Annotated in this window: 14 protein-coding genes and 1 pseudogene; 10 read left to right on the top strand and 5 right to left on the bottom strand. The window is 52.7% G+C overall.

Going from position 1 to position 22,929, the window contains the following annotated elements; translation table 11 throughout:
- Window positions 1-181 precede the first annotated feature (181 nt).
- The 7 genes and pseudogenes from GA0061077_RS05890 to pknB all read left to right on the top strand — a co-directional run bounded on the left by GA0061077_RS05890 (window position 182) and on the right by pknB (window position 9,537).
- Window positions 182-883 (top strand): FhaA domain-containing protein, encoded by a 702-nt coding sequence (locus GA0061077_RS05890; protein ID WP_091848022.1) that lies wholly within the window; start codon window positions 182-184, stop codon window positions 881-883.
- 24 nt (window positions 884-907) lie between these two features.
- Complete coding sequence (locus GA0061077_RS05885) at window positions 908-1,471, top strand: FHA domain-containing protein FhaB/FipA (RefSeq protein ID WP_091848021.1); 564 nt, start codon at window positions 908-910, stop codon at window positions 1,469-1,471.
- A gap of 51 nt (window positions 1,472-1,522) precedes the next feature.
- Entirely contained in the window at window positions 1,523-3,238 is a 1,716-nt protein-coding gene (locus GA0061077_RS05880) for a Stp1/IreP family PP2C-type Ser/Thr phosphatase (protein ID WP_091848161.1), read from the top strand.
- Window positions 3,235-4,770, top strand: coding sequence for an FtsW/RodA/SpoVE family cell cycle protein (locus GA0061077_RS05875; RefSeq protein WP_091848020.1), 1,536 nt, complete (start codon window positions 3,235-3,237; stop codon window positions 4,768-4,770). Before GA0061077_RS05880 ends, GA0061077_RS05875 begins: the two co-directional genes overlap by 4 nt.
- Window positions 4,767-6,236, top strand: coding sequence for a peptidoglycan D,D-transpeptidase FtsI family protein (locus GA0061077_RS05870; RefSeq protein ID WP_091848019.1), 1,470 nt, complete (start codon window positions 4,767-4,769; stop codon window positions 6,234-6,236). Before GA0061077_RS05875 ends, GA0061077_RS05870 begins: the two co-directional genes overlap by 4 nt.
- Window positions 6,233-7,129, top strand: a pseudogene (locus GA0061077_RS05865) (serine/threonine-protein kinase); the annotation flags it as partial. The gene GA0061077_RS05870 and the pseudogene GA0061077_RS05865, both read left to right, overlap by 4 nt.
- A gap of 317 nt (window positions 7,130-7,446) precedes the next feature.
- Window positions 7,447-9,537 (top strand): Stk1 family PASTA domain-containing Ser/Thr kinase, encoded by a 2,091-nt coding sequence (gene pknB, locus GA0061077_RS05860; protein WP_091848018.1) that lies wholly within the window; start codon window positions 7,447-7,449, stop codon window positions 9,535-9,537.
- Window positions 9,538-9,927: 390 nt separating this feature from the next.
- On the opposite strand, the gene GA0061077_RS05855 is transcribed toward pknB, so the two are convergent.
- The 5 genes from GA0061077_RS05855 to crgA all read right to left on the bottom strand — a co-directional run bounded on the left by GA0061077_RS05855 (window position 9,928) and on the right by crgA (window position 19,150).
- Window positions 9,928-11,016 carry a class C sortase gene (locus tag GA0061077_RS05855; RefSeq protein WP_091848017.1) on the bottom strand — a complete coding sequence of 363 codons (1,089 nt, stop codon included), beginning with the start codon at window positions 11,014-11,016 and terminating at the stop codon, window positions 9,928-9,930.
- A 319-nt stretch (window positions 11,017-11,335) separates the two neighbouring features.
- Window positions 11,336-13,114, bottom strand: a complete 1,779-nt coding sequence (locus tag GA0061077_RS05850; protein ID WP_091848016.1) for an isopeptide-forming domain-containing fimbrial protein — start codon at window positions 13,112-13,114, stop codon at window positions 11,336-11,338.
- Between the two features lie 235 nt (window positions 13,115-13,349).
- Window positions 13,350-15,281, bottom strand: a complete 1,932-nt coding sequence (locus GA0061077_RS05845) for an isopeptide-forming domain-containing fimbrial protein (protein WP_091848015.1) — start codon at window positions 15,279-15,281, stop codon at window positions 13,350-13,352.
- A gap of 633 nt (window positions 15,282-15,914) precedes the next feature.
- Window positions 15,915-18,335, bottom strand: coding sequence for a leucine-rich repeat domain-containing protein (locus GA0061077_RS05840; RefSeq protein WP_091848014.1), 2,421 nt, complete (start codon window positions 18,333-18,335; stop codon window positions 15,915-15,917).
- A 293-nt stretch (window positions 18,336-18,628) separates the two neighbouring features.
- Window positions 18,629-19,150: a cell division protein CrgA gene (gene crgA / locus GA0061077_RS05835; RefSeq protein WP_091848013.1), complete on the bottom strand. Its 522-nt coding sequence runs from the start codon at window positions 19,148-19,150 to the stop codon at window positions 18,629-18,631.
- A gap of 88 nt (window positions 19,151-19,238) precedes the next feature.
- Between crgA and GA0061077_RS05830 the strand changes: the two genes are divergently transcribed.
- The 3 genes from GA0061077_RS05830 (at window position 19,239) to trxB (ending at window position 22,747) form a co-directional block, all read left to right on the top strand.
- A complete protein-coding gene (locus tag GA0061077_RS05830) occupies window positions 19,239-20,045 on the top strand; it encodes a DUF881 domain-containing protein (protein WP_091848012.1) in 807 nt (268 codons plus the stop codon).
- Window positions 20,046-20,488: 443 nt separating this feature from the next.
- Window positions 20,489-21,562 carry a class E sortase gene (locus GA0061077_RS05825; RefSeq protein ID WP_091848160.1) on the top strand — a complete coding sequence of 358 codons (1,074 nt, stop codon included), beginning with the start codon at window positions 20,489-20,491 and terminating at the stop codon, window positions 21,560-21,562.
- Window positions 21,563-21,775: 213 nt separating this feature from the next.
- Window positions 21,776-22,747 carry a thioredoxin-disulfide reductase gene (gene trxB / locus GA0061077_RS05820; protein ID WP_091848011.1) on the top strand — a complete coding sequence of 324 codons (972 nt, stop codon included), beginning with the start codon at window positions 21,776-21,778 and terminating at the stop codon, window positions 22,745-22,747.
- The last annotated feature ends 182 nt before the right edge of the window (window positions 22,748-22,929 follow it).

The raw sequence follows: 22,929 nt of genomic DNA, 5'->3' as shown, positions 1-22,929 counted from the left end.
CACTCATCCACCCGGCATCATCCACAGCTTCCGATCCACACACAATTTTGTTCCAACTGCCACGAGTCCGGTCCAGCGCATTGCAGCCACCCACACGATGAAGAAATTGCACGGATTGCGCCACAAATTGCATCAAGTTTGCTGCATCGCGTAGGATAGTGTCTGATAGAAAGGGGCCAGAATGAGTGTTTTTGATCGTTTTGAGAAAAACGTTGAAGGCGCAGTCAACGGCGTATTCTCGAAATTCGGCTCGAAGGACCTCCAGCCGGTTGACCTTTCCAGCGCTCTCGAACGCGAGATTGACGCGGAGGCCATGCCGGTAGGTCGTGACCGCACCGTCGCTCCGAACGAATATCGGTTCAAGCTGAGCACACCAGATTTCGACCGCATTGAGCAGTGGGGCAGCGAGACACTGGCCAACGAACTCGCCGATAATCTCACACAGTACGCCAAAAGCCAGCATTACGCTTTCGTCGGCCCCGTCGTAGTCATCTTCGAAGAGGATCTCGACCTGAGCAAGGGCAATTTCAAACTCAGTTCGGAGTCGGTGCAGGGTAACGCTGTGCCGGTAACTACCGATAACCAGTCGGAAAACAGCCCGATGCTTGAGATCAGCGGCAACCAGTATCTGCTCACGAAAGAGAAGACCGTCGTGGGACGCGGCTCAGGTTGCGACATCGTCATTGACGACCCAGGCATCTCGCGCAATCACCTCGAAATCGACATCACACCAAACGGTACCATCGCCCGAGATCTGGGTTCCACAAACGGAACCTACGTTGAAGGTCACCAGGTGCCGGCCGCAACCCTGCTCGATGGCAACACCATCACCATCGGCCGCACACGCATCCTGTATTGGGATTCTTCGCAGGATTCTGAGTAAGAACAAGCGCCAGGTACCTCCTTCATGATTACCGAACTTACTTTTGCGATTCTCAAGTATGGCTTTCTGGCCTTGCTCTGGGTTTTCGTATGGCTTGCCGTCCGCTCGCTCAAACGCGATATCGAGACGCTGAGCCCACGCAAATCATGGTCGCATCGCAAGAGCGCCCGGCGCGCACGAAAGGCCGCCAAATCAAGCCCGATGCCCGCCGAAGCCAACGTTCCGGTGGTGTCTCGTCGCGGCGGGTCAACAGGAGCTCAGATGGGACACAACGGCAGGGTAGATATGCACACCAAGCCAACGCTGCTGACCATCATCGACGGTCCGCTTGCCGGCTCATCCTTGCCTTTAAGCAACGGCACCATCACGCTCGGCCGTTCCAGTTCCAACACCGTCGTCCTCGACGATGAATTTGTCTCTTCACAACATGCGCGCGTCTACCCAGATCCGTCATCCGGATCCTGGGCAATCGAAGATTTGGGCAGCACCAACGGCACCATCGTCAATCAGCGCCGCATTACGGCGCCGACAATTCTGTCTGCCCGCGTTCCAGTACGCATCGGCGCAACAACGTTCGAATTGAGGTGACGGCGAATGTCAGATACCTCAAGCTCAACACCCATAGCGTCCGAATCCGGCATGACGACACAGCTGCAACAACGGCTTTTTCTGTATTCGGCGACGGTTTCAGACGTGGGTACGGTCCGTAGCAATAATCAGGATTCTTCGTTCGCCGGCGAACATCTTGTCGCCATTTGCGACGGCATGGGTGGGCACGCGGGCGGCGACACCGCATCGACCATCGCCATCCGTTCGCTGGCACACATCGAACAGCATGATTCCGCCAACAACGTCGCCTCCATCGCCTCGATGATGGAAACCAGCGTGATGGCGGCCCATGACGCAATCGTCGGCAAGGCGAAACGCGAGCGCGCACTGGCCGGCATGGGCACCACGGTAACGGCGGTGGCCCTTATCGAAGGCTACTGGGTCATCACCCATATCGGTGATTCCCGCGCTTACCTGCTGCGAGACGGCAAAATCCGCCGCATGACGCAGGACCACAGCTACGTCCAGCATCTTATCGACACCGGTCGTATCACCGAGGCAGAGGCCCGCAACCACCCGCAGCGCAACGTTGTGATGCGTGTACTCGGCGATTTTGACATCGATCCGCATCCTGACATTGCGATTTTCCGGGCACAACCTTCCGACCGCTGGCTGCTGTGCTCCGATGGCCTTTCCGGTGTTCTTGAAAACGACACCCTTGAACAGGTGCTAACCGATTTTCCGACCGAAGAAGAGTGCGCGCAACAGTTGGTTTCCATGGCGTTGAAGGCCGGCAGCACCGACAACGTGACCGCGGTCATCGCAGATGCCACCCTCGCGCTCGACGCCGATTCGTTCGACTTGCCCCATCAGACGCCGTTGGTTGGAGGAGCCGCAAGCTCAAGTCTCGAAGCCATCGCGGACATCATCAAGGAACCCGTTGCATCCTCCCCCGCTTTGCGGTTGGGCAAGCAGTCGCCGGCGCAACGTGCCGCCGCGCTCACACACAGCACGAGCGATACCTCAGGCAACGACGAACCATCCGATTCAGACCTTCCAAGTCTGCCGCCGGAACCCGGGGCCCATCAGATTTCGGAAAAGTCTGAGGAAAAAAGCGACGTCACCGGCACCATCGTGTATGTGGCACAGCCGTCCGCAGTGCGCGACGAAAATGATGAAAAAGCCAACATGGACACCAGTGAGATCCCGGTCGTAACCAAGAAGAACGGCCGTGTTTCCGCCGATCCCAACGATCCTGAGGTGGCACGGGTCATTCGTCGCAAGCAGCTGCAGGAACGTCAAGTCAACCGCCGCAAACGCAATCGCGGCCGCATCGCGGTCATTATTTCGCTGCTCGTGGCACTTGCCGCCATACTTGGTGTCGGTTTTGGTGCCTATCGCTGGAGCCAGACCAAGTATTACATCGGTACCAGCGGCCAAACCGTGGCCATCTACCAAGGTGTCAACACCAACCTGTTCGGCGCATCGCTTTCACATAAGGTGGAATCCACCGACATCAAACTTTCCAAGCTGCCACAATCTTGGAACGATGAACTCAGCGAAGGCATCACAGTGAACTCGCTGGAAGAAGCGCATAGCCATGTCCAAATGATCAAAAAAGAGGCCAAAACCCTCGATAAATCAACGAGCGAAGACACACCGTGGCCGTGGAAAAACCAGCAAAACGGACAACAGGGTAATTCCGGCGAGAACGATGCCGAGCCTGCTGAAAACGACCCCGACACCGCAGGCACACTAGTGGAACCTTTCGAGAAGATGATGGACGAACAGGCGGGGAACGAATGATTGCCAACCGTTTCCGCCAAATAGGGCTGCTGCTTTTCTCAATGGTAATTAGTGCCATTGCCTTCTTCCAGCTCTTCGCGCACTTCAACAACTATTTCTCCAGCAGCTACGTTATTGCCCTTAGCACAGCGGCGGTCCTGTTCTTTGTGCTTTGGCTATTGCTGTTGAAATTCCAGCCCTACGCAAACCAAGAGATCTTGCCCTGCGTCTTACTGCTGACGGCCATCGGAACCATGATGATTGCCCGTATAGATTACGACAAAAAGAGCTCGGTGGCCCTTTGGCAGATTATCTGGGTATGTGCCGCGCTGGTGCTCACCTGCATATTCGTTGTCGTTCTACGCGATTACCGCGTGCTGCGGCGCTTCTCGTACGTGAGCATGGTCATCGGCCTGGCACTTTTGCTCTCCCCCATGATCCCGAAACTCGGCAAGGAAAGCGGCGGCGCCCGCATCTGGATCGGCATCGGTTCACATACCGTACAGCCAGGCGAATTCGCCAAGCTGTTCCTCGCGTTCTTCTTTGCAGCCTACCTGTTCAACCACCGCGACCAGTTGGCCGTCGGCGGCAAGAAAGTCGCCGGCCTGCAATTGCCGCGCGTTCAGGACATGGGTCCGCTGGTCGTGGTGTGGGTCGCGGCCATCGGCGTGCTCGTCGTACAGCATGATCTCGGCACCTCACTCATGTTCTTTGCCATGTTCGTTTCGATGCTTTACGTGGCCACCGGCCGCGGAAGCTGGCTGCTCATCGGTGGCATCGCCTTTGTGGTAGCGGCCGTGGTCTCCGTAAAGCTATTCGCGCACGTCGGCTATCGCGTCGATGATTGGCTGCACCCCTTCGATGCCGCGGTTTACAACCGTAAATACGGCAGCTCATACCAATTGGTGACCGGCATCTTCGGCCTCGCGTCAGGTGGCCTGTTGGGCACTGGCATCGGCCAAGGGCATCCGGGCCTGACGCCATTGGGCAATTCCGATTTCATATACTCCTCCCTCGGAGAGGAGCTTGGCCTGACCGGCTTACTGGCGGTTTTGCTGCTTTACTTGATCATCATCACCTCCGGTCTGCTGACCGCAATGAAGATTAAGGACGGATTCGGCAAACTTCTGGCTTCCGGTCTCGTTTTCACGATGGCATTCCAAGTGTTCACCGTGGTCGGCGGCCTTACTTTGGTCCTCCCGATGACCGGCCTGACCATGCCTTACATGGCAGCCGGCGGATCGTCGCTCGTTGCCAACTACTTGCTCGCGGCTTTGCTCATCGTCATCTCCAACGAGGCCAACAAGCCAGAACCGGAAGGTGAACTTTCCAACACTATGCAATACGAGGCGATGGAATTGCTCAACGAACGCAACGCACAAAAGCGCCGCGAGAACGAGAAAGGCAGACACACACAATCCGATCTGCATGACCGCTCAGGCGACGAGCCAGCTACGTCAAACTTCCCGCTCGTAACCGCGGCATCGTCGGAATCAGGGCGATCAACTTCCTCCACGGGCAACGAGAACATCACAGAAGAAGGCGCACAATGAACAAATACTTGCGCCAACTTTTTACAGCCGTTATCGTCCTTTTCATGATCCTGGGTCTTTCCAGCACGCTGATCACGGCCATCAACGCCAACAAACTCAACAATGACCCACGCAACCTGCGTGGCCTTTATCACGAGTTCAACGCACCACGTGGCTCAATCCTTGCCTCCGATGGTTCCGTGATGGCAAAGTCCGATCCGGTCAGCGACCCGTTCGCATACCAACGTTCCTATACCAACGGCCCGCTGTATGCACCGGTAACCGGGTATTTCTCCATCAGTCAACGGGCCGATCGCGGCATCGAAAACTCACGTAACAAGCTGCTCACCGGCGAATCAAACCAGCTGTTTTGGCAGCAGTTCAAGTCGCTGTTCACCGGCTCCAGCAACAAGGGCGCCTCGATCGAAACCTCCATCAACCCGAAACTCCAACAGGTTGCATACGAGCAGCTTGCCGGCAAAGACGGAGCGGCCGTCGCCTTTGAACCCAAAACCGGTCGTATTCTGGCGATGGTGTCAACACCAAGCTACGATCCGAACGAGCTCGCCAGTCACGATACGTCGATGGTCAATCACGCCTATACGCAGCTGACCGGCAACACGTCGAACCCGATGCTCAACCGCACGATTTCCGAGCTGTACCCTCCGGGGTCCACGTTCAAGACCGTGGTGGCAACGGCGGCGCTGGAAAGCGGCAAATATCAGCTGAACACGCAGATTCCCGCGGGAGCGAGCTATACGTTGCCCAACACGGCCACGAAGCTGACCAACACGACCAGCATGGCCAACGGCAATGCCGAAGGTATGATTTCATTGGAAGATGCGCTGGCATATTCCTCGAATACGGCATTCGCGCAGCTGGGTCAAGAGGTCGGTTCACAGGCCATCCAGGACACGGCGAAAAAGTTCGGTTTCGGCTCTTCGATTTTGGTTGACGGTTCAAATTCAACAGGTAACCCGATGCAGGCAATTTCATCGAAATTCCCCGACAATCTAACCCCGGACCGTCTTGCGCTGGCTTCCATCGGACAAGGCGATACCCAAATAACGCCGTTGCAGGACGCGATGATTGCAGGAGCGATCGCCAACGGAGGGACACTAATGCGCCCCACGTTGGTCGATCGCGTACGTTCCAGCGATCTGACGGTCATCTCGACCACCACCCCGAGTCCGATGAGCCAGCCGATGAGCAAAGACACGGCGAACAAACTGACGGAAATGATGAAGGCAGTGATTACAAAGGAAAATCCAAACCTAGCGATTCCCGGTGTAAGCGTCGCAGCGAAAACCGGCACCGCACAGATCGGAGTGGGCAACGAAAGCGTCAATGGCTGGATTATGGGCTTCGCCCCGGCGGAGGACCCGCAAATCGCAGTCGCCGTGGTTGTCCATGACGCCAACCAATTCGGCACATACACCGCCGGACCGGTCATGAAGGCAATGATGAAGGAGGCTCTGGGCAAATGAAACTTGTTGAAGGCCAACTGATTCATAACCGCTATCGCCTCGTTCGCCGACTGGCACAAGGCGGCATGGGCGAAGTCTGGAAGGGTTACGACATTCAGCTCAATCTCGTGGTTGCAATCAAGGCATTGCGGGGCGATTTGAGCGATGTCGAGGCGAAACGACGCAGGCTACGCATCGAAGCCCGCAATTCTGCCGATCTTGCCCACCCGAATATCGCCGCGCTCTTCGATTACTACGAAAACGACGGCATCGGTTTTCTGATCATGGAGTACATCGACAGCGATTCGCTGGCCGATATATATCGCAAGCAAGGCATCGTCAAGCCGCTTGAGCTGCTGCCGATTCTGGTGCAGGTGGCACGCGGCCTCTACGTGGCCCATTCGCACGGAATCATTCATCGCGACGTAAAACCCGCCAATATCATGGTTTCCGAGGACGGGGATGTGAAGATTACCGATTTCGGCGTCTCCACGTCAACGAATCAGGCGCAAATCACGCAGGACGGCATGGTTGTGGGCACCGCGCAGTACATCTCCCCGGAGCAGGCGCAGGGCAAGAAGGCGACACCTCAATCCGACATCTACTCGCTGGGTGTGGTGGCCTACGAGGGCCTGTGCGGACACCGACCATTCACCGGCGCTACCCCGATCGACATCGCCGCCGCGCATGTGAACGAGGCAGTGCCACCGCTGCCGGACACAGTCGATGTGCAGTTGGCACAATTCGTTATGTCGATGCTTTCCAAGGATCCGCGCGATCGTCCAGCTGACGCATTGGTGGTTTCACGCATGCTTTCCCACATCGAACGCCGGCTAATGGACCAGCAGGCCGCTCGCGAAGAGACCCCAATGTCACGCGGCGGCCGTGTGGCACGCAGAGTAGTCAGCACTCCCTTTTTCGTAAACGAAGAGCCAGAGGACGCCGATAATCGGGAATCCGTTGCGCCAAAGAGCTTTGATATTGAGCACGAACCTCGAATTCAGTCCAAGAACGACGAACCCAGCCATCATTCCAACAACCAAATCGATGGCATGGGCAATGCCTTTGTAGTCAATCTCGCCACCGGCTTCGACCACCCCAAGGTGGCGCAGAAGATGTCAGGCAATATGACCGACACGACGTGGCAGCTAGACAATCTTGAGGTACCGAGAAACTTGACACAAGAAAATGCCGGTGAAGCAGCACCCGCGAACAACCGGAAGGAGCAGCAATGAACACCAATATGCCGACATCCCTGGCAAACGGCCGTTACCAGTTGGGGCAATTGATTGGCCGAGGCGGCATGGCCGAAGTTCATATCGCACAAGACACGCGTCTGGGACGTGTTGTAGCGGTTAAGATCATGCGCTCCGATATGGCCAACGACGACATCTTCCTTAAGCGTTTCTCGCGCGAAGCACACTCCGTCGCGCAGATGAACAACGTCAATATCGTCAATATCTACGATTCCGGTGAGGAAGCCATTACTTCTGAAGACGGCAATACCGAGCGTGTGCCGTACATCGTCATGGAGTATGTCAAGGGCCAGACGCTGCGCGACATCATCAAAGCGAACGGCCCCTTGAGCCAGCGTGATACCGAACAGGTGATGCTGGGTGTGCTCAATGCGCTCGACTACTCGCATCGTATGGGCATCATCCACCGCGACATCAAGCCCGGAAACATCATGATCAGCGAGCAGGGCATGGTCAAGGTTATGGACTTTGGCATCGCGCGTGCGCTTGACGATTCCGTGGCCACCATGACCCAATCGCAGGGCGTGGTCGGCACAGCGCAATATCTCTCACCCGAGCAGGCTCGCGGCGAAGCCGTTGACATGCGCAGCGACCTGTATTCGGCCGGTTGCGTGCTCTATGAGATGCTTACCGGACGTCCCCCGTTCCAGGGTGATTCTGCTGTGGCCATCGCCTACCAGCACGTTTCGGAAGTGGCCACCCCGCCCAGCACCATTGTCCCCGGCTTGCCGAAGATGTGGGACCAGATTTGCGCGAAGTCGATGGCCAAGGACCGCCAGAACCGTTACTCAACGGCCGCGGAATTCCGCAACGATATCCTGACATATATGAACGGTGGCATGCCTGTTGCTGCTGCGTTCAACCCGCTGACCGACCTTGCCAACATGAAGGAGCGCAAGCAGGCCGAACAGACCGCTGCAACAGAAGCGATGAACCCCATCGAAACGACGGCGACCCAACCCTTCGACCCGCTGACCGGCACTTTCGGCAACACCGGAACCGCACCAATGGCTACCACTGGTGGCACCGCGATTAAATCCCGCGCCGAAAAAACCGCAGCAGAAAAGGCCAGAAAGAAAAAGAAGCTCATCATCGGCTCGGTAATCGGTGCAGTAGTGGCGATTCTTGCCATTGGCGGAATCGCCTTCGGTGTGACCCACATGAAGAAAACCGAAATGGTGAGCGTGCCAACCTTCAATTCCGCCACCACGCAGGCCCGCGCCGAAGAACAGCTCACTGAAGCCGGGTTCAAGATGAAGGTGGAACAAGACACCAACTCTTCCGAACCGAAGGGTACGTTCACCAAGCAGAACCCCAACGGTGGCACCAAAGCCCCGAAGGGATCCACGGTAACGGTGTGGTTCTCTGCAGGCCCCCAATCCGGGCAGATACCCGACATCAAGGGTAAATCGCAAGATGAGGCCCGAAAGACGTTGCAGAAGGCCGGTTTTAAGGTTGCTCCGATGGCGCAGGTCGAAGACAGTGCCGACGTCGAAAAAGACAAGGCCACTCGCACCGACCCAGCTGCAGGTACCGCAGCAGACAAGGGTACGTCCCTGATGTTGTATATCTCTTCTGGCATGGCCAAAGTACCCGATGTGTCAGGACAGCAACAGGAACAGGCGGTTAACCAGCTCAAGGCATTTACGGTTGTTATCCAACAGGAGACTTCCGACAACGTGGCCGCTGGCCTCGTGACGCGCACTGACCCGGGTGCGGGAACCACGCTGGCGCAGAAGAGCAATATTACGGTTTACGTCTCTCAGGGAAAGCCGAAAGTCACTGTGCCTAATATCGATACCAGTGGCAACACCACCGTCGCTCAGGTAAGGGCCGCTCTCAAGGCCGCAGGCTTGTCAGTTAATCCCGAATCCGGGAACGACAACTTCAAGGTGATCGGTATCTCCCCTGCTTCAGGAGCGCAGGTCAACAAGGGCGACACCATTTCACTGAGTATCGAAGCTCCGGCAGTCCCCTTACAGACCCCTGGAACTGACCAGAATTCCACGATTCCTGGTACGGGTTCAACCGGCGGTACAACTTCTTCGCCCCACCCAGCGCAGTAACCCGCCGCTGGACCGGCATCGTCGATGGACGCAAACATCAAAGCTCCTTCAAGACAAACCTCTTGAAGGAGCTTTGATGTTTGCGTCTTCAATAAGCCATAGCGTGCACACTACACAACACCACGCCGTGCCCTCCACGCCCCATTCTCCCCCTCATTTAACGTTCCACCACCCACAATCCAAACGTACGACACTGCACAACACCACGCCCAACGTACACCCATATTTACGGAACCAAATACCCGGTATTCGCACAACACGTCACGCATGCACCCCACAACGAGATTGCCCGCCTATCGTTCTGATAGGCGGGCAATCCAGCTTCTGCGTGTCCCGTACTGTTTAGCGATACCCAATCATCAAGGCAGCTAGAACAACCGGAAGCATATCTTACGTTCGACGACGTTTGCTTCCCTGATGGCGAGCACGCTTCCTATGAGCCACAATACCCATCGGTGGCAGGCCACGCTCATCAACGAAGCGAGGCAGGAGCAGCGACTTCGGAATCGCTGTGCCGTCGTAATGCCACGGTGGCGGCACAAGCTCACGGTAGTTCTTGCGCATTGCAAGAATGAAGCCGAGAACCATCACGATCGTGGCCGCCAAGATGCCATACAAAATCGCATCATTGGCTTTGTCTTCCAGCGGTGGAATATTATCAGGAATCTTACCTCGATGCGCCGTAATGACAAGTCGCTGGGTATTCACACCGTATGGCGTACAAGTCATGAGCGTCAGCAAGTCTTTGCCGGGCACAACTTTATACAGATGAGTGTCGTCAGGCTCAACGACATTGATATCTTCGACACGATAACCTATGGTATGCCCCAAAGTGGTGATGTAGATAATATCGCCTTTTTTAAGTTCATCAAGTCGAGTGAACAGCAACGCTTCGGTAAGCCCTCGATGCCCCGTAAGTACAGTATTTGTCGATTTTCCACCCACGGGAACGCTGGTGCCATAAAGATGGCCTGAGCCACGATCGAGTACCTCTTCAGAAGTTCCGTGGTAAATCGGGAGGTAAATGGACACTTTCGGAATACGGATTGACCCCATCACTCCAGTCGGACTCGAAAGCACAGATTGATATGTCTCATCTTCTTCGGATTTGGTTTTCTCCTTACCCCCATTTTTCTTGAAGGGATCCTGAACCTCTCCTATCATATTTTGACCCGAAGCTGCAATCATCGCATTATAGTCCTGGGCTGCCTTAAGCCGATCGGCTATGTCTTCTCTCGGCCATTTCATAACGTCACGTTCAGCCTGAATAGCAGCCAACGTTTCTTGTCTGGCGTTCCATACCCAATGAACTGGCACCCACATAACAATTACAGCCGTAAGAAGCACGAATAAGTCATGGATGAGTTCAATGAATATTCGATATATGTATTGACCGTGTTTTGGTTGAGAGCGCAGGCACTCAACAAATGTGAGGGTGTCTGATCTTGTGGAGCTTTCTTTCTGTTTCAGACGTTTCATTCATCTATTCCAAGGACGGTAAGTTTGATAACTTTCACCCTTGTTAAAACCTCCTCAGACAGGATTATGCTTTTTTATTCTCTTTTACTGGCGACTTAATAATAAGCTTACGATAAAGGGCTGAACATTAGGTTGTATCAATAGTCGCAATTGTTACTGAGATTCACACACGATCAATCACATACGAATATCAATTCACTTGAATATTAATATACTGTCCTTTGCCTTATATGAAAAGGATGGCCAATTCGAATTAAATCGAACTGGCCATCCTTCACAAACTAAACCACTAGAAGCGGTGTCATCTAATTAGGATGACTCACTTCTTGGCTGTCATCAGTGCACGACGACGCATGACCGAAGTCACAACGACAACGCCACCAGCGAGCACTGCGAGTGCAACAACGAGGATGATGCCGGCACCACCGGTGATGGGCAGCTGAGAAGCCGTTGCCGCATCAGGTACAGTCAACTCACCGACAGTATTAGCGGGATTCGCCTTGATCGTATGTGCTTTTACCAAATTCCACACATCAGCCGTGTTGTCGAATTTAGCCTCAGTGTTACTCTTATATGCGATAGTAATGCTAAAGTCGTGCTTGAGCGGGAACGGGCTGGTTCCAGCTTCAATCATTTTGAACTCATACTTACCAGCGGAAAGACCCCTGATCTTCAACATACCATCTGTACCTACCTTGATTTCTGTTGAAGTACCAGTAGCATTAGAATTTTCCATGTTTTGGTATTCATCATTAGTAAGTTTAAATGGGATCTTGTTACCGTTGTATGAAACTTCGTACCTTGCGTTGGGAACAGCCGCTCCGGTAGTTTCCACAATGTGCTTCAGATCAACGCCGAACGCGTTGATATCAGGATTGGTAGGAATTACAGGCGAATCCGGATCGTTGGGGTCAACAGGGTTCGGCTTGGACGGCTCACTCGGAGTTTCGATCACATCATCACCCGGGTGGTTCGGATCGACGATATCACTAGGATCTTTCGGCTTCTTAGACGGGTCAGCGGGAGTGAACATAGACGCGCTGTTGTTCTGCTTACCACTATCATTAATCTTCATCTTGTACGTGATAGTAATTTTTTTCTCGTACCAAGTTTGAGAAACTTTATTGCTTAAGTTCCAGTCAAGGTACTTGTTACCGTTTGGGGTAGTACCCGGTATGACTCTGAATTCTGATGTATCAAGAACAACGTCGCCAACGTCTTGCACGTTTACAGTTTGGCTACCAGTCACATACGTAAGGCCATCAGTTGGGTGATCCTGAATATGGAAGTAGTACGGTTTTTCATAACCTACAAGGTTAGGACCCGTCGTCTCCAAAGTATAGGTAATCTCATCGCCGATCTTGAAGTGCTGGTCAGGTTTGACTGATTCACCATTAACCTTTACCATCTTCTTCGTCAGCTGGAGGTCTCCATTCTTCATGACTACTTTGCCGATGGGCGCTCTATTCAAAGTACTGTGGTCACCAACTGTAGTTGACACAAGCATTGGGATTGCAGCACTCGCACCATTACCTTTAAGATCCGTACCTTTGTTAGAGGTATCAAAGATTACATAAATGCCTGGTTTCAAACCGTCAAATACTACATCAGCTCGAGGATTATTACTCGTGTTTGTTTTGGGACCAGGGACTTTATAGGCCAAAAGTTGCGAACGACTTTTAGCCAATTCAGTGACAAAATTACGTAAGTCACCACTCCACGGTTTGGCTGGACTACTAGCCAAATTTGTAGCAACCCAGTTCATAGGATCGCCTACAACTGTACCTTTACCTGCCTTATTACCTGCCTGATTAGCAGCATCGGTTACATACTGCTTAACATTTGCATCGGTAGTAAATGCAACGTTCGTCAAATCCGAAAATGGGTTATTATCTGTAGCTTGAACAGACTGATAGTCTGCCAACAGTACAGCTTCCAGGTTGTGGCCACGCGAGGCACCCTCGACTGTAATCTTACCGGTGACACCATTCAATGGGACATTATCAGCGTTTGCAACGCCTGAAATGCACAGTGACAGGAGCGTAGCGGCAGACAGCCCTACGGCTGCTACACCACGTAATCCTTTTCTTAACTGCATTATTTCTCCTTTTTGTGTATTTCTTGAAATACATTATTTTTTCAAGTTCACACAATGAAATTCATCATTGTTACCTCGCCTATCTTTACATCAAACACTGAATTTCTTGCAGGGTCTTTTGTTGAATTGGCATGGTCTGCAAACTCGAAGTCTTCTTCGGTTGTAATATACACCCTATTTGAGCAAACTACAAACCGATAGTCTTAAACACGCACATGTTGCAACTATCAGTACCTTATCTACTGATCTGATGCCGGCGCCTCATTATCGTTGTAGCGATTGCCATCAGGCAGCACAACAGTATAAGCAGAATGAAGAGTGAGACACCAGTACGAGCTAATGTGCCGGGTCCAAGAATTCCATTGCTTATCGAACCAAGTGCCCCTAGTAAACCGCTAGGTTCCTTTGAAACGTTCAGAGAGAAGGTTGCTCCCAAGTGATCCTTATTCTGGACCGGCTGCTGCACCAATCCTTGGGTGTAATCCTTCAGCAAGCTGACATAGACGCCGTGATTGCTCACGTCTTCGGTGAACTTGACGTCAAACTTCAACAGTTCAGCATTAGGCTTCGAGGTTGGAGGGGCGATTTGGCTGACGGTGTAGATGCCGAGAGGAAGACCATCGATCTTCAGATTTCCCATGCTTTCGTTAGAATCTGCGGCCAGCCGTACTCGCGGCTGGAAGAAGGAGATAGCACGTGCTCCTTGCACCCCGGTCTTACGTTCCGAAACAGTCATTTCTTTGGTCAGGCTCGACTTGGCTTTACCAGGATGATATACATACGATCCATCACCCAGCTTTTTGAACTCCAACGGCTTACCATCCTTGAGCAACTGGAACTTGGCCCCGCCGAGCAACACGTTTTGAAGTTCTCCATCATAATTCTTCAAAACCATGTTGTAGGTCGCAAACGAGAAGGTCGAGGTATCAACGTGCTTCACCACCCCACAATCAGACGCTGACGGATCTGCAACGCAGTTGCCATTCGGCTGATTACGTACATCTGTGGACCAATCTACGCCAGCGGTGTTGTTTTGCCTACCCGTTTGTGTGACCTTAGCGTCATATTCAATCTCGATCTTGTCATGCAGTTGATATTGCATTATGTACGGGAACGTAAAGTTCAAACGACGCATACCATCTGGGTTGCTCGTCGTTTCCTCCAAATACACTTCATCGGCCTGCGCAGTGGGTGACGCGGGGACATCAACCAGATTCTTTTCAGAATTACCAACCCTAACCTTTGCACTGCCGGAAACATATTCGATGCCCGACGAAGCAGTATCGGTAACTCGGAAGAAGTACTTATTGAAACCTGTAGTCACTGGCACTTTAGCGGTGAGATTGAAATGCATCACATCGCCGTACAACGGTCCACTTTGGGTACGATCAACTTCTGTGCCCTCTTCATCCGTGGTCGAGACCCATTTCTTGTCAACAGAGGGAGCATCTTTCTTGGCTTCAACCTCACCAGCATTGGGGGTCGTAGCTTTCATGAACGTCTTGCACTTATTGGGGCCGACTGATGTACCCACCAAAACCGGAATGGAATTGGAACTACCATCAACCGAGGCTTCAGACACGTCTTGGATAACGTACAGACCCTCCGGAAGGTTGGTAAAAGTCGCACTGGTGTCACCATTTGCCTCGACAGCAGTCTTGGAAATACCGGAAGCATCGGCGGCGTCTTTAAACCCTGGCTCCTCTTGCAGTTTAGTCACAAAGTCACGCAGATGACCTTTATAGCCCTCATCTTTGGAAGCCGATGAAGGATCATCCAGATCGTAACCTAGCCAATGACTGGAAATCCAACACACCGGATCTGATGCACACTGACCGCTCGTCGGGACAGTAGCACCTGCACTTTTTGCCGCATTTGCAATTGCCTGCTTCAATGTTGCGGGAGAACCTACCGTTGAAGTCTGAATGCTTGCAATTTTTGGTGTTCCGGATACTTCTTCCACGTTTGCAAACGTATAGTCACCGATTTTTAGGGCCTTATAAACATGTCCCGCCCCAGCTGAGTGGATTGTGATTTCGCCATCGTTAGAACTGACGTCAACAGGAGATGCGCTTGCTGAACCTATGCCGATGATGCCACAAGCCAATATCGTGGCCGCACCTAGAGCTGCTGCAGCAACACCGCGTAACCCTTTACTTATATTCATTCTCTCTCCCCGTGAGGCAAAACCCCGCTGAAATCTAATGACCTGAAATCATCAAGTTTCCAGCACACTCCAATTATTATACATCATGTTATGATACATCATGCTAGCACGTTGGTCGCCTATTTACCAATGGTTTCTGTCGTTAACAGAAATTATACAAATTGAATAAGACTTTGCTATATAAATTACAACTCCCTTATTTGGTCTAGAAGCAGCGGCTGCATTGTTGCGATCAGCCAATCAGCATACTTGCATATTTACTTGCTTATCTTTAGGTTCGGTTAATTACACACATGTAGTTTTCCACATTTGTGGAAAACGTTGTGGATAACCTGGGCATAGCCAGTGGAAACTCTGAGGAAAACTTCTTGATTTATCCACAGCATTTTTGAAATGTCTTATTTTCCAACGCTTTTCATCTGTGGATGTTGTGGATAAGTTGTTGCGCACATCCTACGTTGCTTACCGCCGCACTTCTCACTACAAGTGCGTGTGACATATTCCACAGTCCGGCCGCTCAGCTGACATCGATATGTGCTGCGGTATATCGATAGAAACAATGAATGGGGTGGGACGATTATCGCCCCACCCCACGATTGCACAACGATTCATTACCGTCTCAGACCGTCAGCATTAATCCTGCTTATGATGCCGAACCGGCTCGGAATCAAACTGGCGGTTAAGCTGAATCACGATGGCCAACGCCAGTAGAGCCACTGCCATGACTGCAGGCACAATGATGGCGGCGCCAGTCTCCGAAAGCACCTTCCTGACAGGATCAGCTTGCTTTGAACCCTTCTCAGGCTTAGCTCTCGTATCTGACTTCGAAGACGGAGCAGTCGGTGTTACAAGCCCATTCGGACCATCGTTTTTCGGCTCGTCCTTCCCGTTTTCCTTAGGACCGTCGGGACCGTTCGAACCACCACCGGGACCATCTGGAGAATCTTTACCGGAGTCTTGGTCAGTTACCCAGCTCGGACGAATCCAAATATCATGACCCGGCATAGTAAGACCCGGCGTTGGAACAGCGGTGAACGTGGTCCATGGGCCTGACGCCGAAGCTGCAACTTCCCAGTGATCGAAATGCTGGTGTGCTGGCACCGACAGCCCCGAGACTGCGGGAGCAGACAAAAAATCTGCATACTTGGCAGAGGTCGGCAATTTCTGACCGTTCCAAGAACCACCGTTCCAGTCATAGTTGACCGCATACGACATAGGCTCCCAGAGAGGACGTACCCATATTTCATTGTTTACCGTGGTGCCCGGAGTCGCAGGATCACCATCAAACACGAATCCACCCTCCGCAGGACCATTGGAGCTCCGAGAATACTCCCAGCCAACCTGGTTGTAGTGCGTCCTTTGGGGCTGTGACGGAGATGACAATGCACCGACCTTCTGACCGGGATCGACCAAAACGTCGTTGGGAACCTGATTCCACGTACTTCCGTCGGGTCCAGCCTCAAAATGGACACGATACGACCAATGCGGACGAACCCAGATATTAGAAGTGACCGGTGTGCCTGTAGCGCCAAATTCGAAGCTCCCCACCTTAGGGCCATTGGACGAGGTGGCATATTCCCAGCCATTTGTCTCCATTCCCGGCGCAGGAGGTGTCAAGCCAGTGGGTGCCGATGGCACCGTAGTCACACGGGCCCCGTCATCCACCCATTCTGAAGGGTAAGGCGACGCCCACGAGGCACCGGGACCTGCCTCATAGGTCACTTGGCGGCCCAAGGTGACACCTCGCTTTGATATACCACTGTAAACAACGCCGCGGAGTGGGCCAACGCTCACCTTTGAGGTGAACCTGAACTTAAGTTCTGCGGGTGCAGTCACCGACGCCCACGTCATGGAACCCGTCGGGGCATCGAACGAAAATCCGGACTCGGGGAGCGGACGGTATGTGGTATCTTGCCCCGCATACGTCATCGCAGGGGTTCTGGTGATTATTGCCGAATGAACCGTCACGTTGGTGGACACATTGGTGCTGGGTTCCATCAGACTCTGATTAATCAGATTCATACGCGTCAAATTCGGGAACGGTGCCGATGTCAACGAGGAGATATCTGGAATTTTGTTTGCGCTCAGGTCGACGTTGGTGATATTCCTCAAACTTGTAAGAGGGGATGGATCCGAGATTCTATTGCTATTTGCCATAAACTCTTGCAGCTGGCCGAATTTGACAATCGCGCTCATGTTGTCCACTTCATTGAATGTCACGTCGAGGGATGTCAGATTAGGAGCAAAGCTTGTGGCTGCAAGCCTGTTGAAACCGTCCGTGCCTATTTTATTGAAGTGAAGATTGAGCTTCTTCAACTTATTTAGTCCCAACAGAGGCGTGACATCCTGAAGACGTGGCTGCATGGTTATTCGCCCCAGATTAAGTTCTTCCAACTGCTTGAATCCCGCTATCACCGCCATGCTCCCATTGCCGGAAATGCTATCATCTTTAATCGGGCATTCCGACAAATTCAGTTTTTTCAACTGTGTAAGACCTGCCAGCGGGGATATGTCAGAAATTTTGTTTCCCCCCAGATCAAGCTCTTCCAAACTTGTCTGGCTTGCCAAACCAGATACATCACTGATGCTATGACTGTTCAAGTTGAGCTTTTTTAAATGATGAAACACCTCCATACCACTAAAATCATTGAGCACCGGCAACTCTGAAGTGGTAGCTGAGATAACATTCAGCGTGTGCACATTATCGGCCATGTCTTGCGTGAGTATGCTGAAAACGTTAACGCCAAGTTCTTTAGCCACAGCCCACCCGATGAACATATCCCCAAAACAGTCCCGAATACTACTGGTACCAAGAATGCAGGAAGACCCGGGACGAACAAACCTACCGCCGCGTGGGGTAACCCCCGGTGCAGACGGCTGAGATTGCGTCTGGCCGGAAGTTCCGTTTTCCGTGGCCGGATCAGCGACGGCGACACTGGCAGGAAGCGCCATCGCCATGCCAACAATCAGCGCCAGCACAGCAGAAACCAACTCGCTGCCGCGCTTTGATCTACTTCTATGGGCGGGCGACCCACCATCGCTTATTTTTCTCATATTTCCCGTTCTTCCGCTCTCAACATGCTTGTGCGCTCACGCATAAAGCCACATTACGTTGCGTGCAAGCACACATACATTCTCTTAAAAACTATTCAATTATGGTATCATCTATTAATACATAACTGATACGACAACCGAAGGTCCTATCATTGCTCACCATTGAGCCTGAAATCCCCTATTCGACGTCTCAGAGAGGAGCTGCAGGACATTGATGTACGTCCCCTTAGACAGTTGGCTCCCTACAGCCTAAGCCTTGGGAGCCAACGTTATAAGCATCTGAAAGGAACGGATCAACGCCACCACATCGTCATGATGAAACCAACCATCACAATGCAGAAAGCAATAAGCAGGTTCCATGCTCCGATTCCGGGAATAGGGTACTTGGTCGTGAGATAATACACAACTGCCCACGCGAGTCCAAGAATCATGAGGAAGCAGAACAACGGCACGAACCAGACTGGGTTTGCCTTGGTGTCCTTGATGGTCTCCTCAACGCGTTTGCTGTTCTCGGCCTGACGCTGTGCAACACGACGCAACTGCGGAGACACCGCGTTCTTGTCGACATTCGTGGCACTCAGCAGCTCCTCGATCTTCTCCAAAGGCAGGTCAAGGTCCTCTTCGTCGGACTTCTCTTGATCGGCCCCTCCTTGAGCGGAATCGTCAGAGGTGCTTTGGTCATCCTGATTCTCCAGCACTACTTCCTCACTTTCGACAGACTTAACTGCCTCAGTGTCGATTACATCCTGAGCCTTTTGCGCCTCATCCTCCGTCGAGGCGGCATCAGTGCCTTTGTTCAGCTCTTCGTCAGCCATAAGCGTAGTCTCCATTCAATAGGCTAAATGACATATTAGTGTACACTCGAAACAAGAGAATGGGTAACTTATAAGGACTGTTGAAATCATGAAGGAAACCTCGGGTCGACACAAGGTGAAACGGTCGTGCATCGGCGGGATTTCCGTATTCCTTGTAGTCGCACTTTCCGGGTTTCTTTTGATGACCAACCTACGCGTTAACAAAACCAGTGTTGTTTCGTCCGACACGGCACAATTGGTGCAGCAGCGCGTCGGACAAGTCGATAAACTGCAGAAACAGGTCAAATCGCTCGGCTCAGAAATCAACACGCTCAACAAGTATGCTGGTAAGAATAGCTCTGAACCCCCAAATTCCAGCCAAGATGCCGGGGCAGGCACCATGCTTCCTGCCGTAACAGGGCCGGGAATTTCAGTGACGCTTGACGATTCACCACTTTGGCAGCACATGGTATCGGACTCAGGAACCGGCACTACTGCAAATATCAACGATTACGTCATCCACCAGCAGGACATTGAATCGGTTGTGAACGCCCTTTGGAAAGGCGGAGCAGAAGCGATGATGATTCAAGATCAGCGGATACTATACAATTCCGCGATTATTTGCAAAGGCAATATTCTGATGTTGCAAGGCAAGCAATATTCGCCTCCGTACACCATTTCGGCGATAGGACCGGGCGACGCCATGCGCGATGCACTTAACGAATCGAAAGCGATTCAGACTTATCAGCAATATGTCACTGCGTTCGGACTGGGTTGGAAGATTGAAGATAAAGCCAATATGCGGTTCCCTGAGGCTCCTGTGTTGCAGACTTTGCGCTATGCGACGGTGTCGAAGAACGGAAACAGGGAAGCAGATGACGGCGATAGCACTAGTGGAAATTGGAGTGAGGGATGATTAGGGAAGAAATGGACGGGATGAACGATATGGACGGTGCGAACGGCATGGACGGTGCGTCAAAACGCAGCGAGCGGGACGAATCGGACGAGCTTGGCGAACGAAATGGGAATATAGGACACCTTGGCGAAAACGGACAGCATGGCAACAAGCGAGATGGTCGCAACGACAATCGCGACATCGAGCTAACCGGCTTGGACGACGCGTTCAATGATTTTGGTGATCCTGTTCCCGATGAGCCCGCGAGCGCCCCTTGGGAACAGACACAAGCTTTTTCGTCTCCGACAGCGGCCGGACGTCGAGGTGTGGAAGCAGGCAAACAGCAAAGCAATCGGGGAACACAAAATAATTTTGATGGGTTGATTGGGACGTCGGTCGATAAAGAGAACACCGACTACGGCAACCGCTCCAGCAGAAGGAAGGGAGCCTCCGGTTCACGGCGAATGTGGACAGTCTTGGGCATCGTTGCTGAGGTGCTGTTCACCTTGGCTGCGTTCTGTGCGTTGTATATCGTTTGGCAGGTCTGGTGGACCGGTACGCAATCCGAACACGAGCAAGTCAAGCAACGCGAATCGGTCTCTTGGAGTGACCCGACCAAGTCCGCGGACTCGCAGAAGAATGTCAATATCGCAAATCCGCAGAATGGCGAAGCTCCTGTGCAGCCAAGCAAAGCGAATCCCGACGATTTAATCGCTCAGGTTTATATTCCACGCTTTGGCGATCAGTGGGAACGGACCGTTGTTGAGGGAACGGATACCTCTGCGCTTAACCAGCATGGTTTGGGGCATTACACCCATACCCAGATGCCCGGGGAAGTCGGCAATTTTGCGGTTGCGGGGCATCGCGCGGGCTATGGGCAACCTTTGAGTGATGTTGACAAGCTCCAAGCAGGTGACGTGATTGTGGTGCGCACAAAGGACTACTGGTACGTTTACTCCTATGCGCGCTATGTACGTGTAACACCAGATCGAGTGGATGTGGTGGCACCTAATCCGGATAATCCGAATGCCAAACCTACCGAGCGCATGATCACACTGACCACCTGTGATCCGAAGTACAGCGCCCCTGCCCCATATCGTTGGATTAGTTACGGCAAGCTCAAGTATTGGGCCAAGGTTTCCGATGGTGTACCTGCTGAGCTCACCCGCCAGGGGCAGAATGGGCAGATAAAGTTTATCAACAATGGGCAGCAGTCTTGGGCTTCGAAGCTGCCTTCGCTGATTCCCGTGGTAATTGCGGCATTATTGATTTATGCTGTGCTGTTTATTCTCGCGGCGATTTTCTGGCGCTGGCCGCTGTGCCGCAGTATTCGGCGCGGAGAGGTCAAGCGGCCTTCTGCAAGTATTTATGGGGGGCTCATGCGGTTGCAACCCGGTACCACACCTGTGCGTGTGCTGCTGTTGCTGATCCTGCTGTTCGCCGCTGCTGTGGCAGTTGTGCAATGGTGCTGCCCCTGGGCTGCCGCAAACATACCAATATTGCACGAAATGTCTAATTATTCACCAATGGCCGGCTAATCTGCTTGCTAGGCAGTCGACTGTCGAAATTATTTTGGGGCGTGCCCTGTCCTTTGTGATGGGCACGCTCTTTGATTAGTACGACTGCTGTGGTTGGAGTTTCTCCGGTGCGTTTGCATGAAGTGACGTGTTCATTGCGGCTTATAACACGATTTTCTGCCCTTAAATCAATAGGTTACTGCGCTAAGCCGTGCCCAATGTTAAAGTTATTTCATGACTCAAGAGAACCAACAACAAAAGAACCTGCGCGACGTCATCATCGTCGGATCAGGACCGGCCGGTTATACCGCGGCTATTTATTTAGGCCGTGCGGGTTACAAGCCCCTTGTGATTGCAGGTGCGCTCACCCCTGGAGGCCAACTCGTCAACACGACCGAGGTCGAGAACTACCCGGGCTTCCCCGAAGGAGTGATGGGGCCCGATCTCATGGAAGCCATGCAGAAGCAGGCTGAGAAATTCGGCGCAGAGATAGTTTTTGATGATGTTGTTTCCGTTGACTTTGGTGACGGTTCCGACAAGACCGCACTGAAAACCGTTACTTGCGATCAAGGTGATGTCTATCAGGCTCGAGCCGTCGTCGTGACCACCGGTTCCGATGTGCGCAAACTTGACGTACCCGGTGAAAAGGAATATTCCGGCAACGGTGTCTCCTACTGCGCCACTTGCGATGGATTCTTCTTCCGAGGCAAGCCGATTGTGGTAATCGGTGGCGGAGACAGCGCCTTTACCGACGCCGAGTTCCTGACGCGCTTCGGTTCTTCCGTCACACTGATTCATCGACGCGACGAGTTCCGCGCTGCCAAGATTATGGTCGATCGCGCGAAAGCAAACGACAAGATGTCGTTTATGCTAGATTCAGTCGTTGACGCAATCAACGGCGAAAACGGCAGCGCACAATCTGTGACCGTACGCAACGTCAAGACCGGAGAGACCACGGAAGTGCCCGCAGCGGGTGTCTTTGTGGCCATCGGCAACACACCTACCACCGAATTTCTTAACGGTGCTCTGGAGCTTGATGAGATGGGCTACATCAAGGTGGACGGTGCGTCGACACAAACCTCACTCCCCGGTGTCTTCGCCGCAGGAGATGTGGTAGACAGCGTCTATCGTCAGGCCGTTTCCGCAGCAGGCATGGGTTGCCGTGCCGCACTCGACGCTCAGGATTACCTGGACAGCCTGCAGTAACTCAGTCGCTATTCGCGGACAACTAATTAATAACGCCTCCTGGATGACGATTCAGGAGGCGTTATTAATTAGTGCGCACCTATTTTTACACAAACAAACACCTATCAGACAAGATCTTCAAATCAGACCATTTCAACTCATCTTTCGGAATCGTTTGTTTGACCGAGTTGTTCAGTGCGGTT

Origin of the sequence: Bifidobacterium commune, assembly GCF_900094885.1 — a bacterium.
Classification (GTDB): domain Bacteria; phylum Actinomycetota; class Actinomycetes; order Actinomycetales; family Bifidobacteriaceae; genus Bifidobacterium; species Bifidobacterium commune.
Note: the sequence above shows the minus strand (reverse complement) of the source record. Positions and strands in the feature narration are given on the sequence as shown.